At 29.8% G+C, this 16,733-nt stretch carries 17 protein-coding genes and 1 tRNA gene; 6 read left to right on the top strand and 12 right to left on the bottom strand.

The window, feature by feature from the left end:
- Positions 1-125: 125 nt before the first annotated feature.
- From hemW to gpr, 6 genes are all read right to left on the bottom strand, one after another.
- The gene (hemW, locus tag RIN63_RS11020; protein ID WP_310444781.1) at positions 126-1,262 is read right to left on the bottom strand and encodes a radical SAM family heme chaperone HemW; all 1,137 of its coding nucleotides are present in this window, start codon (positions 1,260-1,262) and stop codon (positions 126-128) included.
- Between the two features lie 89 nt (positions 1,263-1,351).
- A complete protein-coding gene (gene lepA / locus RIN63_RS11015) occupies positions 1,352-3,163 on the bottom strand; it encodes a translation elongation factor 4 (protein WP_310444780.1) in 1,812 nt (603 codons plus the stop codon).
- 39 nt (positions 3,164-3,202) lie between these two features.
- Positions 3,203-3,502: a hypothetical protein gene (locus tag RIN63_RS11010; protein ID WP_310444779.1), complete on the bottom strand. Its 300-nt coding sequence runs from the start codon at positions 3,500-3,502 to the stop codon at positions 3,203-3,205.
- A gap of 50 nt (positions 3,503-3,552) precedes the next feature.
- Complete coding sequence (gene lepB, locus RIN63_RS11005; RefSeq protein ID WP_310444778.1) at positions 3,553-4,101, bottom strand: signal peptidase I; 549 nt, start codon at positions 4,099-4,101, stop codon at positions 3,553-3,555.
- 64 nt (positions 4,102-4,165) lie between these two features.
- Positions 4,166-5,224 carry a stage II sporulation protein P gene (gene spoIIP / locus RIN63_RS11000; protein WP_310444777.1) on the bottom strand — a complete coding sequence of 353 codons (1,059 nt, stop codon included), beginning with the start codon at positions 5,222-5,224 and terminating at the stop codon, positions 4,166-4,168.
- Positions 5,225-5,322: 98 nt separating this feature from the next.
- Positions 5,323-6,297, bottom strand: coding sequence for a GPR endopeptidase (gene gpr / locus RIN63_RS10995; RefSeq protein WP_310444776.1), 975 nt, complete (start codon positions 6,295-6,297; stop codon positions 5,323-5,325).
- Between the two features lie 123 nt (positions 6,298-6,420).
- Between gpr and rpsT the strand changes: the two genes are divergently transcribed.
- Entirely contained in the window at positions 6,421-6,693 is a 273-nt protein-coding gene (rpsT, locus tag RIN63_RS10990) for a 30S ribosomal protein S20 (RefSeq protein WP_399324769.1), read from the top strand.
- A gap of 39 nt (positions 6,694-6,732) precedes the next feature.
- Here rpsT and holA read toward each other — a convergent pair whose 3' ends face one another.
- Together holA and RIN63_RS10980 are read right to left on the bottom strand one after the other, a co-directional pair.
- On the bottom strand, positions 6,733-7,764 hold the full coding sequence (gene holA / locus RIN63_RS10985) for a DNA polymerase III subunit delta (RefSeq protein ID WP_310444774.1): 1,032 nt from the start codon (positions 7,762-7,764) through the stop codon (positions 6,733-6,735).
- On the bottom strand, positions 7,761-10,190 hold the full coding sequence (locus tag RIN63_RS10980) for a DNA internalization-related competence protein ComEC/Rec2 (RefSeq protein WP_310444773.1): 2,430 nt from the start codon (positions 10,188-10,190) through the stop codon (positions 7,761-7,763). Before RIN63_RS10980 ends, holA begins: the two co-directional genes overlap by 4 nt.
- Positions 10,191-10,398: 208 nt before the next feature.
- On the opposite strand from RIN63_RS10980, the gene RIN63_RS10975 reads away from it, so the two are divergent.
- Positions 10,399-11,601, top strand: coding sequence for a DHHA1 domain-containing protein (locus RIN63_RS10975; RefSeq protein ID WP_310444772.1), 1,203 nt, complete (start codon positions 10,399-10,401; stop codon positions 11,599-11,601).
- A 27-nt stretch (positions 11,602-11,628) separates the two neighbouring features.
- Here RIN63_RS10975 and RIN63_RS10970 read toward each other — a convergent pair whose 3' ends face one another.
- Positions 11,629-12,690 carry an ATP-binding protein gene (locus RIN63_RS10970; protein WP_310444771.1) on the bottom strand — a complete coding sequence of 354 codons (1,062 nt, stop codon included), beginning with the start codon at positions 12,688-12,690 and terminating at the stop codon, positions 11,629-11,631.
- A 174-nt stretch (positions 12,691-12,864) separates the two neighbouring features.
- A complete protein-coding gene (locus RIN63_RS10965; RefSeq protein WP_310444770.1) occupies positions 12,865-13,350 on the bottom strand; it encodes a pyridoxamine 5'-phosphate oxidase family protein in 486 nt (161 codons plus the stop codon).
- Between the two features lie 480 nt (positions 13,351-13,830).
- Here RIN63_RS10965 and RIN63_RS10960 point away from each other — a divergent pair, with 480 nt between their 5' ends.
- The 4 genes from RIN63_RS10960 to RIN63_RS10945 all read left to right on the top strand — a co-directional run bounded on the left by RIN63_RS10960 (position 13,831) and on the right by RIN63_RS10945 (position 15,705).
- Positions 13,831-13,953, top strand: a complete 123-nt coding sequence (locus tag RIN63_RS10960) for a hypothetical protein (protein ID WP_310444769.1) — start codon at positions 13,831-13,833, stop codon at positions 13,951-13,953.
- A gap of 207 nt (positions 13,954-14,160) precedes the next feature.
- A complete protein-coding gene (locus tag RIN63_RS10955; RefSeq protein ID WP_310444768.1) occupies positions 14,161-14,313 on the top strand; it encodes a hypothetical protein in 153 nt (50 codons plus the stop codon).
- Between the two features lie 293 nt (positions 14,314-14,606).
- Positions 14,607-14,735, top strand: coding sequence for a hypothetical protein (locus RIN63_RS10950; RefSeq protein WP_310444767.1), 129 nt, complete (start codon positions 14,607-14,609; stop codon positions 14,733-14,735).
- 622 nt (positions 14,736-15,357) lie between these two features.
- The gene (locus tag RIN63_RS10945) at positions 15,358-15,705 is read left to right on the top strand and encodes a YmaF family protein (protein ID WP_310444766.1); all 348 of its coding nucleotides are present in this window, start codon (positions 15,358-15,360) and stop codon (positions 15,703-15,705) included.
- Positions 15,706-15,858: 153 nt separating this feature from the next.
- On the opposite strand, the gene RIN63_RS10940 is transcribed toward RIN63_RS10945, so the two are convergent.
- Together RIN63_RS10940 and RIN63_RS10935 are read right to left on the bottom strand one after the other, a co-directional pair.
- A tRNA-Sec gene (locus RIN63_RS10940) sits at positions 15,859-15,955 on the bottom strand.
- Between the two features lie 60 nt (positions 15,956-16,015).
- Positions 16,016-16,708 carry a response regulator transcription factor gene (locus tag RIN63_RS10935; protein WP_310444765.1) on the bottom strand — a complete coding sequence of 231 codons (693 nt, stop codon included), beginning with the start codon at positions 16,706-16,708 and terminating at the stop codon, positions 16,016-16,018.
- Positions 16,709-16,733: the final 25 nt, after the last annotated feature.

Raw genomic sequence — 16,733 nt, 5'->3', positions numbered from 1 at the left:
CATCACCTCTTATAATAAACATATATTAGATGTTGTTAGCACTCTATCCTTTTGAGTGCTAATCCTTACGATTTTAAATTATCACTCCTTGAACAATTTGTCAATAGTTTTTTCGAAATAATTTGTTATCTTAAAAAATCAACTTCAACTAAATTTGATAAATCCAAGCCTTTCTTTGTTAAAAAAATATAGTCAGTATTACTTGATATCAATCCATTACTCTCATGCTTATTTATTATGTCCTTATAAATTGTTTCTATTTTCATTCCAAACCTATTCTCAAACTCTATTTTATCAATTCCCTTTATCTTTCTAAGACCTAGTATGGAAAATTCACCTATTTCTTCATCTAAGCTTATTATCTCTTCTCCCTCTATTGGCAAAATTTGATTATTTAATTTTTCAATATAGTTGTCCATATCAGATGTATTCCAATATCTTCTTCCCTCAATATTAGAGTGACTACTTAGTCCCACTCCAATATATGGCTTCACATCCCAATAAACCAAATTGTGCCTACATTCATAGTTTGCTAATGAATAGTTAGATATTTCGTAATGATTATATCCATTTTTTATAAGGTATTCCCTAGCTCTATGATACATTGCTCTCTCAAGATCTTCATCTGGTAAATATATTTTTTTTTCATTATATAGCTTATTTAAATATGTTCCTTCTTCAAGAATAAGTCCATAATATGATATATGTTCAACTCCTAGATCAATAACTTTTTTCAATGAATTCATTACATCAGCTAAACTTTGGTCTGGAAGTCCAAAGATTAAATCCACATTAATGTTTTTAATACCACCTTGCCGTAAAATTTCATAACTATTGTAGAAATCTTCTAGGCTATGAGATCTTCCAATTGATTTTAGTAAATTATTATCTAAAGTTTGAGCACCCATACTTACTCTGTTTATTCCGGACTCTTTATATATATGAACCTTTTCTTTATTTAATGTCCCAGGGTTTGCTTCCACAGTTATTTCAAACAAATGACTAGTATTGAAATTTTTATATATGAATTCAAGTATCTGATTTACATATTTTGCATTTATACTAGATGGAGTTCCTCCTCCTATGAAAATAGTCCTAATACTATATTCTTTTATCCTTTCTTTATATAAGCTTAATTCGGTTATCAAACTATTTACATAGCTATCAATCTTATGATTTTTATTAGCAAAGGAGGAAAAATCACAATAATAGCATTTGCTTACACAAAAAGGTATATGAATATATAATGATATTTCTTTCATTCTTACCTCCAAATAAGGAAGAGACTGTAACATTATGCGGAACGACACCGAGGTCGCTCCCTACAAATTGTTACAGCCCATTCTAGATATTATTTTTCATCATATTTTAATACTGTTAGAAAAGCTTCTTGAGGAACTTCAACTGATCCAATTTGTCTCATTCGTTTTTTACCCTCTTTTTGCTTCTCTAATAATTTTTTCTTTCTTGATATATCTCCACCATAGCATTTAGCAAGTACATCTTTTCTTAAGGCTCTTATAGTTTCTCTGGCTATAACCTTAGCTCCAATAGCGGCTTGTATAGGCACTGCAAATTGATGTCTTGGTATTACATCTGTAAGCCTCTCCGCAATATTTCTTCCTCTTTCATAAGCCTTCTCTTCATGGACAATTAATGAAAAAGCATCTACTAATTCTCCATTGATGAGTATATCTAATTTTACTAGCTCTGATTGTTGATATCCTTTTAAATCATAATCTAAGGATGCATAACCTCTAGTCTTTGATTTCAGAGCATCAAAGAAATCATAAATTACCTCATTTAAAGGCAAATCATAGTGAAGTACTACCCTTGTTGATTCTAAATATTCCATGTTGATAAAAGACCCTCTTTTGTTTTGACAGAGTTCCATTATTGCTCCCACATAATCTGTAGGTGTCATAATATTTGCCCTTACTATGGGCTCCTCCATATATTCTATCTCAGTAAGGGGTGGAAGATTTGATGGATTTTGTATCTGAAGCACTTCTCCTGTAGTCTTTGTTATTTTATATATTACAGAAGGTGCTGTAGTTATAATATTTAAATCAAATTCTCTATCTAGTCTTTCTTGTATTATTTCCATGTGTAAAAGTCCTAAGAATCCACATCTAAAACCAAAACCTAATGCTACTGAAGACTCAGGTTCGAATACTAATGCTGCATCATTTACTTGTAGTTTTTCTAATGCTTCCCTAACTGTATTAAAATCTTCTCCTTCAGCAGGATATATACCGCAATATACCATAGGTATAACCTTCTTATATCCTGGCATTGCTTCCTCTGTAGGTTTATACTTGTCTGTTATTGTATCTCCTACTGTGGCATCTTTGACATTTTTGATACTAGCAGTAACAAAGCCTACTTCTCCAGGTCCTAGTTTGTCCAAAGAAATATGCTTAGAGGTATTTACACCAACCTCCACTACTTCGTATGATTTTCCAGTAGCCATCATCTTAATTTCCATACCTGGCTTTATTGTCCCATCAAAGACTCTTATGTAGCAAATTACCCCTTTATAACTATCGTAATATGAGTCAAAAATTAATGCCTTTAATGGTGCATTAGGATCACCTTTAGGTGCAGGTACATTTCTAACTATTGATTCTAATACTTCTTCAATATTTAGTCCTTCTTTCGCAGAAATAAGGGGTGCATTTTCGCAATCTATTCCTATAATGTCTTCTACTTCATTTTTCACTTCATCCGGTCTTGCACTTGGTAAATCTATCTTATTAATAACTGGAACTATTTCTAAATCCTGATCTAGAGCAAGATACACATTAGCCAAAGTTTGAGCTTCAACTCCTTGAGTTGCATCTATTACTAAGATAGCACCTTCACATGCTGCCAATGATCTAGAAACCTCATAGGTAAAGTCCACATGTCCTGGGGTATCTATGAGATTTAATATATATTCTTCGCCATCCTTGGCATTATAAACTAGTCTAACAGCTTTCAGTTTAATAGTTATACCTCTTTCTCTCTCCAAATCCATATTATCTAAAACCTGATTTTGCATTTCTCTTGAGGTTAACATACCTGTTTTCTCTATTAATCTGTCGGCTAAGGTAGATTTCCCATGGTCAATATGGGCAATTATTGAAAAATTTCTAATATTATCTTGTTTATTTCTTTGCATACTTTTCCTCCTCATGAAGATTCAAAACACTCTAGCTAATTATAGCAAATAATTACAATTATGTAAAACTAAAAGACCAGAAAGCTGGTCTTTAATAAATTTCTTTATAATACTCAAATCTATTACATAAGATTTCCCAAAAAAGTCTAATTCCATTTTTTTAATGTCAAATCTAATTATGTTTGGATTTTCAAAACAATTTAAATCAACAATATTTTGATTTACAATCTCTATACTTAGTAATAAAATTGCAAATAACAATAATATGCAGAGTTTCTTCATCCTGTTAATGCGTTTAGATTTGCTTAATCTCTTATTTCTCTCTAATCTTGTTTCCATAATTATCACCAAGATTAGCTTATCCATTTAAATTGCTTTATATACTTTCCTTAATCAATTTTACCAAATCTATTATCTATTGGAAAATATCTAAAACCTGTAATGCCTTTTATTGTCTTTAGAGGAATGGTGCCAAAATATCTACTATCTTTACTTGCCCCTTCTTCTCTATTGTCTCCTAATACAAAAACATGATCCTCTGGTACTATCCAACTCTCATCATCGTAAATATGAGTATATGAACCACTATTTAAATATTCTTCTTCTAAGATAGAGCCATTCAGATATACCTTGCCTTCTTTAATCTCAACTAAATCTCCTTCTAAACCTATTACTCTTTTTATATAATCTTTATCCGGAGTGTCCGGAGCCTCTAGCACAATTACATCTCCCCTAGATGGTCCTGAAAAAAACAATGAAACTTTATTTGCAAAAAGTCTATCTTTTTCATGTAAAGTTGGGTACATAGAATTACCCAATACATAAGTTGTATTAAAAATAAAGGTTTTAATTACTATTGCAATAACAATTGCTGATGCAATGCTCTTAATCCATTCTATAGTTTCTTTTTTTATATCCTTATCATTATTTTCTTCCACAATATTACCTCCCAAATAGTTACGATAGTAAATATTATATCACTTAAATAATATTTAGCAAAGTTTATTCTTTTATTATACTATTTAAAGCCAAAGATAGTATTTCCCCTACTAGTTTAGCACTTTCATTGGATTCTTCTGAAGTATTGAAATTATATCCTACTTCAATCAAAGCGGAATAATCAGACATATGTTGATTATATTTTCCTGTAGGCTTTATTATTATTCCTCTACACAATCCAGGATACAGAGTATCGGAAACTGCTTTAATATATTTTGCAAAATTAAGTACCTGGTCCTTATTAGGTGAATCTGGCCCCACAACTAAAGAAAAGGTAGCAACAGATTTCCCTTCTATATCTATTTTAGACTTTGCTTTTATGTTTTCTATATTTTTATTATTATCTAATACAGCATCTCTATGGATATCTAGTAAGACTTTCAAGTTATCAGATTCCTCTTGTTTGTTCTTAATAGTATTAAGGCTTCTATAATAGGATTGATTATATGAAGGTAAATCATGAATAGTATCAACATGATTTACCCTATGCCCATTAGCTTCTAAAATCGTTGACATTATATTGCCTATGCTTATCATATTATGTTGTGTATCAGAAGTACGATAGTTATCTGCTTTTTTAAGTATATAGGATTCTGTAGCGTGAGTATGATATAGCAAAATATATGGATTTTCCTTGTTGACCTTAAGGTTATTTATCATAAAGGGCTCAGGAATATTTTCTACTGTATGCGTTCCATCTGAGTCTTTTACTATTATCAAACTCTCATATTCTTCTAATTTATCTATAATTATATCATTCTCTGTGCTATAATTTTCATCTGCCTCAGTAAACTCAGGTGCTGTTGCTATTATACTATCTTCATTATGATCAACTTCCACTTTTGGAAATATAATGTTTATGGTTTTATCAATTAAGCCCTTAATATTTAATGACTCTTTTATAGAGTTAAAGGATATATTAACTAAGCTAAAATCATTTTTATTTGAATAAGTAGATTCTTTAAACAGTGAATATCTCCCAATAGCTATAGCACCTATATTTAAAGCTATCATACATATTAATGCTAAGATAATATAATCTGACTTCCTAGTTTTTTTCATTCTAACACTCCCTAATAAGCTTTTGTTATAATTTAAAATAAACTTTCTGTTCGTTATGAAAATTATATTCTTATTAGAGATAAAATATACTTAATCTATTATCTTATATACCTATTTACATCCTTTAAATCTATCCCAGGATGTAAGGCAATATTAAGGCCATTGGCTACTATAATGGATAAGTCATCTATCAACACATCTATGTCAGTAGGTGTCACAACTACATTTTTCATATAAGGATTAAGTACATCTTGGATCAAGGTGTATTTCTCCTCTGAGGATATCTCTGAAAGCAAATTATAGAATTCTGTCCCAACTGTTGCTTCTGACTTTAGTGAATCTATGATTAAATCCAATGTGTCATTGACTATGGTCGCAGCATCTACTACTGTAGGAATACCAATAGCAATCACGGGCACTCCTAATGTTTCTTTATTAATCTCCATTCTATTGTTTCCTACTCCTGCCCCTGGATTTATTCCTGTATCTGATATTTGAATGGTGGTGGATACTCTGTCCATTTTTCTTGAGGCTAAGGCATCAATAGCTATAACTAGATCAGGTTTTACTTTCTCTACTACTCCTCTCACCAACTCCCCTGTTTCAATCCCAGTAATCCCCATGACCCCCGGAGATAGAGCTGCAACATTTGCAACGGTTTCATCTATTTCCTTGTTAAAGTTAACAAAGAATTGCCTAGTAACTAAGACTCTTTCCACCACCTTTGGACCTAAGGCATCAGGAGTAATATTCCAGTTTCCAAGCCCAACTATTAAAATTTTGCTATCCTCTTTATTCTTACCTAGACTTTTTATCTCTTTAGCCACTACCTGAGATATTTCATCCTTTAAATCTTCATCTGTTTTATTAAGGCCTGGTACATCTATGGTTATATAAGTTCCAATTGGTTTTTGAAGATTTTTACTACCCTGATTATCTAGTACTTTTACCTTTGTTACGGTGTAGTTTTCCTTCTCTTCTTTCTCTATTTCAATACCTTTTGATTCTTCATTTCTCTCAATCTTATATAATTCTCTATTCTCTATAGCTAAATCTGTTCGAACTTGAAACAATATAATTCTCCTCTCATATTCCAATTTTTTTCCTTCATTTTATATTTTTGTCCAATATAATGTTAAATATCCTTGCATTTTATAGTTCTTCGTGATAAAATATTTTTTGTTAGATTAGAGGAGGTGAAACTATTGGCAAATATTAAATCTGCTGAAAAAAGGATTCTTATTACTGAAAAAAGAACAGCTATGAATAAAGCTAAAAAATCAGAAATTAAAACATATATGAAGAAGTTTGATAAAGCTATCGAAGCGGGAAATGTTGAAGAAGCTAAGGCTTTACTTAAAACTATTGACAAGAAGTTAAAAAGAGCTGCTCAAAAGAATGTTATTCATATGAATAATGTATCAAGAAAGGTTAGTCGCTTAACGAAGAAATTGAATAAAGCAATATAAGTAAAACTTCGGGAGGCCGAAGTTTTTTTCTGACAATTTTTATTTAGAATAACATAAATTTATAATTAACATTTCTAAGGCTAGTTTTTCATCATGAGAACTAGTCTTCTGCTTTACATCCAATTCAAGTATATAATCTAGCCCATTTCTTAGATGAAGTTCAGAAAAGCTTTGGGCTTGACTTGATATCTTCTTGAATTCATATGGCTTAATTTGGAGTTTTTCTTGTATTGCTCCGTCATTGTAACCCTTTTCCTTATAAAGCTTATATCCTAGCATAAGTCTTAGTTGTCTAATTATCATAAACAGTATCCTCTGAACAGGCTCATTGGATATATACATTTCGTTAAAAATTCTTAATGCTGAATCACCATCCCTTTTATTTATGCTGGATAGTAAATTAAAAATATTAGTATCTAAGGTCTTGGTTAAAGTCAGATCTATGTCCTCTTTTGAAATTTCATTACCTGTAGAAAAATTAATCACTTTTAAAAGCTCATTTTCTAAATCGTATAAGGATTTTGTGCTATTATACTCAGTATAGGTTGATTGTTGAAGGAAATAACTTAAGTTTCCATTGGATATTTTCTTATTATATTCTTTTAACTTTTTCTCAACTCTTAAATTCAACTCCTTTCCCTTAAGTTTTGTGAACTCAACTACTCCACCTAATTTGTTAAGAGCTTTATAGAGTTTGCTAGTTTTCTTTAACTTATTTGACCTATCCATTATAATAAGACAAAGATAATCATCTAAACCTTCTATATAAGATCCCATTATTTTATCCACATCATTTTCATCATTTTCTATGATTTCACTAATATCTTTTATTACAACTATTTTCTTGGATGACATGAAAGGAAGTGTTTCACAAGCATTTAATATATTGTCAAATCTTGCATCTTTGCCATCTATGACGATGTAGTTTATGGCTTCAAATGAAATATCAACAAATTTATGCTTTAAAATGTCAATGACTTCGTGCATTAGATATTCTTCTTCTCCTGTAAAAATATATGCTGGTATTAGTTTATTACTTTTTATTATATCTAAAAACTCATTATAATTCACAATTCACCCTCCTTATATAAATAATGTTTTGACAAAATGTAGGAAAATAAACAAAATGATATATAGAAAATAACATTTAGTAAATTTTCATCTAAGAATTGAATTAATCTTAAATCTTCATTAACAAAAGAAGTTAAGCTTATTTCATCTTTATTTAATTCTAGCTTTATCATTCCCATAGTATCTGTTCTATATATTTTTGTACCTAATTCTTCATATCTGTCTAGTACATCCTTTCCTGGGTGTCCATAGAAATTATTCCTACCTACAGAAATTATACCTATTTGTGGTTTAATTTTATTAAGAAATTCCTCGCTAGATGATGTATTACTTCCGTGATGAGGTATCTTAATTATGTCTATATTAGATTTAAATTTGTCCACTATTTCCAGTTCAGCTTCTTTTTCAATATCTCCCGTAAAAAGTATTTGCTTATTATAATATGATAATAAAAATGCTAAGGATAAATTATTGCTTACCTCTCCCCTATTGAATAAATCTTTATTTGGGTTTAAAACTTCTATTAAAGTATTATCATCTAAAAATAGTTTATCTTTTTCTTTGAGAATTGTAATTGCTACTCCAGAATCTTTAATCTCATTATATACTTCATTGTCCCTATCCTCATATGAAATTAAGATATTTTCAATATTTAAATTTTCTATTAATAAAGGTAAAGCTCCACAATGATCAGCATCAAAATGAGTAATAAACACTCCCTTAAGCTTGCTTACCCCCAGTTTCTGCAGATAAGGCAAAGTAATGCTTTCTCCAACATCAAAGGAATCCAAAATACTTCCACCAGTATCTATTAAATAGTCTCCCTTTAATGTCCTTATAAGAATACAATCCCCTTGACCTACATCAACAAAATGTAATTCAATGGACTTATGATTCATTAATGTGACTGAGCTCCATATTGTCATTAAAATTAAATAATATATAATAACTTTTTTAATATTAAGATGCAGTTTTCTTACCTTAATAACTTTAAATACTATAAGTATGAAAATATAATATAAAATAATTTCCCATATACTTGGTGAAAATATTTTAATCACTCCAAATGGTATGGAATATAAAAAATCCACTAAATAAAAATTAACTGATAAAATTAAATCTAATATAAGACCCGGTATAGAATTTAAGCTAGGAATCAAATGAGATAATCCTACCATAATCCCACCTATTATCAATGCCAAAGATAGTATTGGTGCAATAATTAGATTGGAAATTATGCTTATTACAGATATATTATTAAAATAATATGCTTGTATAGGTAATAGTCCTATTTGTACAGCTAGTAGTCCTGATAGGGAATAAGTTACCTTATTCTTGTAAGGATAGAATAACTCTTGAAACCTTGGAGTAATGTAAATTATTGAAAATGTAGCTAGAAAGGAAAGTTGAAATCCAAGGTTAAATATCCACATTGGGTTAAAAAGCAACAATACAAACATGGCCAAAAATAAACTATTAATGGAATCATAGGGTTCTGCTAATATCTGAGCATAGAAGAGGATGCTAAACATTATATTAGCTCTAAGTAAAGAAGGTGGGAATCCAATGAGATATCCATAAAACCAAATAATGCTTAATGAAATAATAACATTAGCTTTTCTTTTTACTCCTAAATGAGATAATATATAAATCAAAAATCCTGCTATAATCCCAATATGTAATCCTGAAACTGCTAGTATATGAGCTAGTCCTAATTCTCTATATTTTGAAATATTTTCTTCATCTAAATAAGAATATTCTCCTAAAATTATGCTTTTCATCAATGAACTATTGTCTATACTTAAATTATTATCAAATACACTCTCTACATGTTCTCTAAATTTGGACTTTAATTTATATTTAAAGGCTTTATTAGTATTTTCAATATTTATAATCGAATAATCATTTATGGTTATGGAGGTATATATCTTGTTTGATAAAAGACTTAGCCTATAGTTAAATAGATTTGGATTAGTATTCTCCAGGGGAATTTTTAGCACACCTGAAAATCTAATTTTATCTCCCATTTCAAGTTTTGTATTACCTAAGACCTTGAGTACAGTTTTTTCCTTCACTGTCCTTTGAAGTAAATTCTCTTCGATGCTATTGATTATAATTATATACTTTCCTTGATCCTCTTCTTCCCATACTACTTCATCTACAATACCATTTAATACAAGATTTTTATCTGCTTTGCTATTTAACTCGCTACTATTTAAATTATAATTATTAATTATAGCCCCCAAAAACAAACAAATAAAGAACAAAATCCAAGAATTAGACTTCCCCTTTATAAGGTTTAATATATAAGCAAATATTGATAATATAATAAAAATTATGATTAGAAGCATATCAAAGTTAAAATAATATGCAAAAATTATCCCAAATATTAACGGAATTGTCATGAAAACAAAAGGTCTCTCCATGGAAGCCTCCATTTATTTTTTTCTATGCATTCTATTTAAACTCCAAATCATAATCAATAAACCAAAAATAACTAAGAAGCTACCATCTACCATTACAATTCACCCCTATATCATTTATTAGATTATAACATAGAAAATTCATTTTTAAGTATTGTTTTTATGTATTTAATGATAAAATAGATTGTAGAATATTAAAGGGGCTGAATACATGACTAATAAACTTTATTTAGATAATCCTTATGTAAGGGAAATTGATTCTCGAATTGTAGATAAAACTTATAAAGATGGTAAATATTATATAAAACTTAATAGAACTATTTTTTATCCTCATCTATCTGGTGGACAACCAGGGGATAAAGGAACTATCAATGGCGTAGAAGTCTTAGAAGTATATGAAGAGAATTCAGATATAATCCATGTAGTTAAAGATAATATTCAAAGCGATAAGGTAACCCTAAGTATTGATTGGGAAAATAGATTAGATAATATGCAGCAACATACAGGTCAACATCTATTATCTGCAGCTTTCTATAAATTGTATAATGGTGAAACCATTGGATTTCATTTAGGTCGCGACTATGTCTATATCGATGTAACTTTACCTGATTTTAGTGAAGATGAAATGGATAAAATTGAGATATATACAAATAGAATAATATCTTCTAATTTTGAAATAAAATCCTATTATGTAGAAAAGAATGAAGTAAATAAAATTCCTGTAAGAAAACAACCAACTGTGGATTTAAATATTCGAATAGTAGAGATAGATAATATAGACTTCTCTCCTTGTGCTGGTACTCATCTACGAAATACTGGTGAAATAGGGATTATCAAAATAAGAAGATGGGAAAAATATAAGGGTAATATTCGAATTGAGTTTGTTTGTGGCAATAGGGCTCTCTTTGACTATAGATGGAAAAACAAATATATCAAAGAAATCGGTGTATTATTATCTTCTAAGGATACTGATGTCTTGGATAAAGTCCATACATTATTTAATCAAAAAGAAGAGTTGGAAAAAGAAAATAGAAGTATTAAGGCTGAACTTGTTAGATACGAAGGAGAGGAATTATTTAGAAATGCTATAAAGATAAAAACTACTCCTCTTGTATATAAATTATTTGATGATAAGGAGCTTAAAGAAATCAGTTCTCTAGCATCCTATTTAAATAATAACTATAACTTAGTTCAAATGTATGGATCTAGACATGAAAATATTGGACAATTTTTCATAAGTGTATCTAAGCAACTTAATATTAATTTAAAAAACATTTTTAAAGATATTAGTGAAGAGTTTGATCTTAAAGGAGGAGGCACCCCTGAAACTGTACAGGGTAAATGTTCTATTGAAAATTTAGAAGTGCTACTTAATAGATTCTCCGAGAAGATAAAAAAAGAAATAGACTTATAGGTTAGAGGATTAACTCTAACCTTTTTTTTATTTGTAACTCATTATCTCTTTACATATTTTTTCTTTAACTTCAGCTAGCTTTGAATAGTCAATAGATGGTTTATATGATCTTTCAAGAATAAAGTGATTTTCCTTTGCATTATTTAAACTTTCAATTCCTTTTTCTACTAGTTGATTAAAGATATTATAATCTTCTTTATTTAATTTACTAATATCAAAATTACTATTTAAATCTATTTTTGCTTTTCCTAGTTTATCTCCATTTAGGTTTGATGTTATTGCAGTATCTATTTCTTTTATAAATACTGTCTCTACTTTATTTGGTATTAAAGAATTATAATATACTTCCGTTTGATAATTTCTATTTTGTGCTTCCTCAAGTACCCTATTTAGTATAATAGATTTTCCAGTACCTATTTCCCCATTAATAAAATATATATCCTCTATCCACTTTAATATTGAGTCTGTATAATCTACATACCCATCTGGAGTATAGGCTGTGGAAAATAGATGCCTACTTTGAAATCCATTTGATTCTATATGAATCTTTTCTTTTGAGAAAATCTTTTCTATCAGTAAATTACCTTGATTGTTGATTTCCCTTATATCTATATTTGATTTATTATCCTCTTCTATTCCTTTATAGAGGATGCCTGCTGCTTTCAAATAACTAAATGCTTTTCTATAGGCTTCTTTGTTAGCTATTTTAGCTCTTATTATGTCTTCTTTGTTGCCTTTTAATATACTAGAGTCTATAAATTCAGCTAAATCTATTATTGTATCTGTTAGACCTGGGTACTCTGGATCCATTGTATGAGGAGCAGTACCATCTAGCAATGCTATTTTCAAGTCTTCTATTAAAACAGCATCTACAGATTCAGGATCTGATGGACAATGATGATATTCTACATTATATCCTGCAGTTATCATCCTTTCTCCTACTAGCTTCATTAGTGAAGACTTCCCTCCTCCAGGCATTCCTTTAAATATATATAGTTTGTTTCTATTATTAGATATTATATTGCTGTGCAAGGAGTAAAATCCTTGAGAAGTATTGCCTCCTGGAAACATTCTTCTTATTTTTGCCATAATAAAACCTCCTAAAAAATGTATATATCTATTTTATTCTAGTTGTACTATTATGTGCATGATGCTAAGAAAGAACTCCGCAGTAAGAAAAAGTTGTTTTATAAATTTATTAGACTGCGTGGTATATTGCTAACTTCTGATTAATAACTCTTAAATGTAAGTTAATAGCATGATTTACTTCTTTTCTCTTACATATTCGATAGCTTCCTTCCCAGTTATATGCTCTATATCAATTGCAATAATGTGAGATTGTGTACATCCATTTATTTCTTTCTGGTTGACTTCTTTCGGTTGATCTCCAGAATATTTCTCTACTAAAGCCTCAAAAGCCTCAAACCATTCATCACCTTCAACAATCCTTGCTTTACCAAAAGCAATAACGCTGCGGAAATAAGTAGTATATTCTTTGCTTACTACAGTGTCTTCATCTATTACTGAAAATGAAACCTTAGGATTTCTTATAATAGATTCAACCTTGTGTCCAGCTTTTGCAGAATGAAAATAAATCTTGTCATTGAAATAAACATAACTAACGGGAACTGCGTAGGGGTAATCACCATCACCAATACATGCCAATACACCATTAGTACATCTATTCATTACAGCTACTGTATCCTCCATAGATAATAATTGCTTGCTTCTTCTCATTTTTCTAAACATATATTTTCTCCTTTACTATTGAAGTTCTCATCTACCGGCCTTTTAACTTTTTTCCATATATCAAATATATTTTGATTCTCTAATTTAACAACTTCCAATTGTCATACTTGATGAAATTATACCTCAAAACACTGTAGCTAACAAGTAGTTTATGGCATAATAATTATACTTTTCAATACAGTAATATTCAATTTTTAACATTCAATATTGGTATCTTATTTTTGATAGTTATATCACATAAATAACAGACATCCATCTTTTGAATATATTTTTTTGGTGGTGATGATCTATTCGGTGACTTCTTTGGTAGCAAAAGGTGGTAGATTTCACATCAGTCGGGGCATGTCTCCGATTCTGTTTTTATAAGTCTTCTATCTATATATCTGTGCCAAATTTGCTTTAAGTAATTAACACTTTCTTATCTACCTTCATATACTTATATTAGAGCTAAAGCTCTCAAATAAAAGCGAGGTGTTAACCATGAGTAATGAATTATTTGGTGGAGAAAGAGATAGAAGAAGAGAATGTCATGGAATCGATGATTCCCTATTATTTTTCTTTTTAATATTAGTAATCATCTTCTGTAACTGCGACATATTTTAGCTTTAGTGGATTATCACAAGATGACGATACACTGTATGAATCGGGGCATGTCCCCGATTCATTTATATTAAACTTATCATCTAACTCTATAATGCACATAAGTTACATAATATTCAATTACTTTTTAAGTTAACACTTATCTGTTAATTTTCATATTGTATAGTAAGAGCTATAGCTCTTAAATTTAATTGAAATGAGGTGTTCATTGTGGATGAATTGTTAAGTGGCGGAAGAGATAGGGATAGAGATCGTGATCGTGATAGAGATAGAGATAGAGATAGAGACAGAGATCGTGGTATTGACGATTCTTTATTGTTCTTCTTTTTATTATTGGTAATTCTTTTCTCTAGCAATTTTTGATTTTAGATATCAATATATCTCGAGAATTGGGGTTCACCCCAATTCTTTTTATATATAATCCTCTGCATCCCTCTACTTTAATATTTCCAAAATCCTAAAAAGATAAGCAAGGCTATCTGCTTATCTTTTTCACAAAGTACGTGGATATGCAACTTCCAGTATCTATCTTAAGAAACCTTTCCATGAGGAGCTGCTTTCTTAATAGAGTTTAATAATAATATTAACACTTTATTCCTATCTCTCATATTCTAATATGAGAGATATAGCTCTCAATTATATAGGAGGTGTTTTTTGTGAGTGATAATGTATTAGGTAGAAGAGATTGTAATCAAGTGGATGACTCACTATTATTTTTCTTTTTACTATTGGTAATTCTTTTCTGCAATGGAGATATACTTGGCGGATTTGGTAGAAAGTGTTAAACCCTAGTAAAACAGGGATAGTCCTTCTGTGCTAATTTTAGCACAGAAGGACTATCTATTTGTGCTTTATAATGATGGATAAATGTTGCTAATATAATACTCATAATATTTTCTATATCTATAACTTTTCTTATAAATTTATTAACACTTTATGGCTATTCTTCATATTGTATTAAGAGAGCTCTAACTCTCTTAATACAATAGGAGGTGCTTACTGTGGGTGGATTATTAGGTGGAAGAAGAGAAGGTTGTAATGATATAGATACCTCATTACTATTTTTCTTTTTATTATTAGTGATTATTTTCATGAACTGTGATATGTTTTAATGTCACATCAGTCGGGGCTCGTCCCCGACTATTTTTCTGTTTTTCTTCCTGCTAATATCTGAATACAATTCACCTGATATAGTAAGTTCAGGAAGTCTTTCTAAGAGCTTTTCCCAAAAACTTCTAAATTCTATTAGTAGTACATTCTCTATTCCCCATACTATACTTTGATTATATTTTTATCTGTATCAGAAACAATCATACTCTAATATAATGTAGTGTAAGCTATATACAAGCCTAACAAGCATTAATTGTGTATATATGTTTGCAAATAATAAATGAGGATGTGTAATAAATGAATAACACTAATTATAATGATCGTGAAGAATTCGAACTAGGTCATGTGCATGAGTTTGAAGGTAGTACAATGTTAGCAGAAGAATGTGATGATCGACACAACCATCGTTTCGCTGGTGTTACTGGTGAGCCAATCTTTACTTCTGGTGGTAGCCATAGACATGAATTGTTTACTAATACTGATTTTTTCGATAACCACCATCACCAGATTGAAAAGTTAACTGGTCCAGCTATAGATGTCGGTAACGAAAAACACGTACACTTCGTGAGAGTAAGAACTACAGTAAATGACGGTCATTTTCATCTAGCTCAATTTGCTACCTTAATTGAAAATCCTTTAATATAAACATCTGGCAATTTATCTTATATAAGGTAAATTGCCTTTATTTAATCACCTTCAATGATAAGTCCGGATATTTGTACTCAAATAATTCATGTTTTAAAAGAAATATTAACAGTACAAAAAACAAAAAAGCGACTATCAGTCGCTAATTTACTATGGCGGGGATATGTGAGAATCGAACTCACCTAAGAAGCTATTAACCCCTCACGCTGGTTTTGAAGACCAGAGGGCCCACCAGAACCCATCTACCCCCATATTGACAACAGAATATATTATATATCTTTTTTGGATATTTTTCAAGCCTTTTCTTAAATTAGGAAGTAAAGTTATTAAAATAATATCCTTCTCCCCATTTAGTCATTATATACTGTGCTACTGAAGTTTCCTCTATTTTCTCTCTAATTCTTCTTATATGAACATCTATAGTCCTTAAATCACCATAATAGGCATATCCCCATACTAACTCTAGCAGTTCTTCTCTTGTAAAAATTTTACCAGGGTTAGAAATTAAAACAAAGAATAAATCAAATTCTTTACCCGTTAAATTCACATTTTTGTCTCCAATAGTGACTTTTCTACCTACTGTATTGATGGTAAAGTCTTGAATTTTTATAACTTGATTATTAATTTCTACAGCTTTATAGTTCACTCTTCTTAATATTGCCTTAATTCTTGCCTTTAATTCCAAAATGTTAAAAGGTTTAACAATATAGTCATCAGCTCCATATTCTAAAGCTAATATTTTGCTAATATCCTCATTTTTAGTAGTGACGATTATAATTGGTATCTGGGAAATACCCCTAATGGCTTGACATAAATTCAAGCCATTAGAATCTGTTAATATTAAATCTAGAAGTACTAAATCATAATCATATTTGTTCAATCGTTCCAATACTTCTTTTCCACTATGAATTATATCAATTCTATAATCATCTTGCTCAAGATTGTATTTCAAACCCTTTACAAATGATTTGTCACTATCTACTACAAGTAATCTTGTCTCCATATTTTCACCTCATATTTGGTCCTTT

Origin of the sequence: Tissierella sp. (genome assembly GCF_031460495.1) — a bacterium.
GTDB lineage: Bacteria > Bacillota > Clostridia > Tissierellales > Tissierellaceae > JAVKTS01.
Note: the sequence above shows the minus strand (reverse complement) of the source record. Positions and strands in the feature narration are given on the sequence as shown.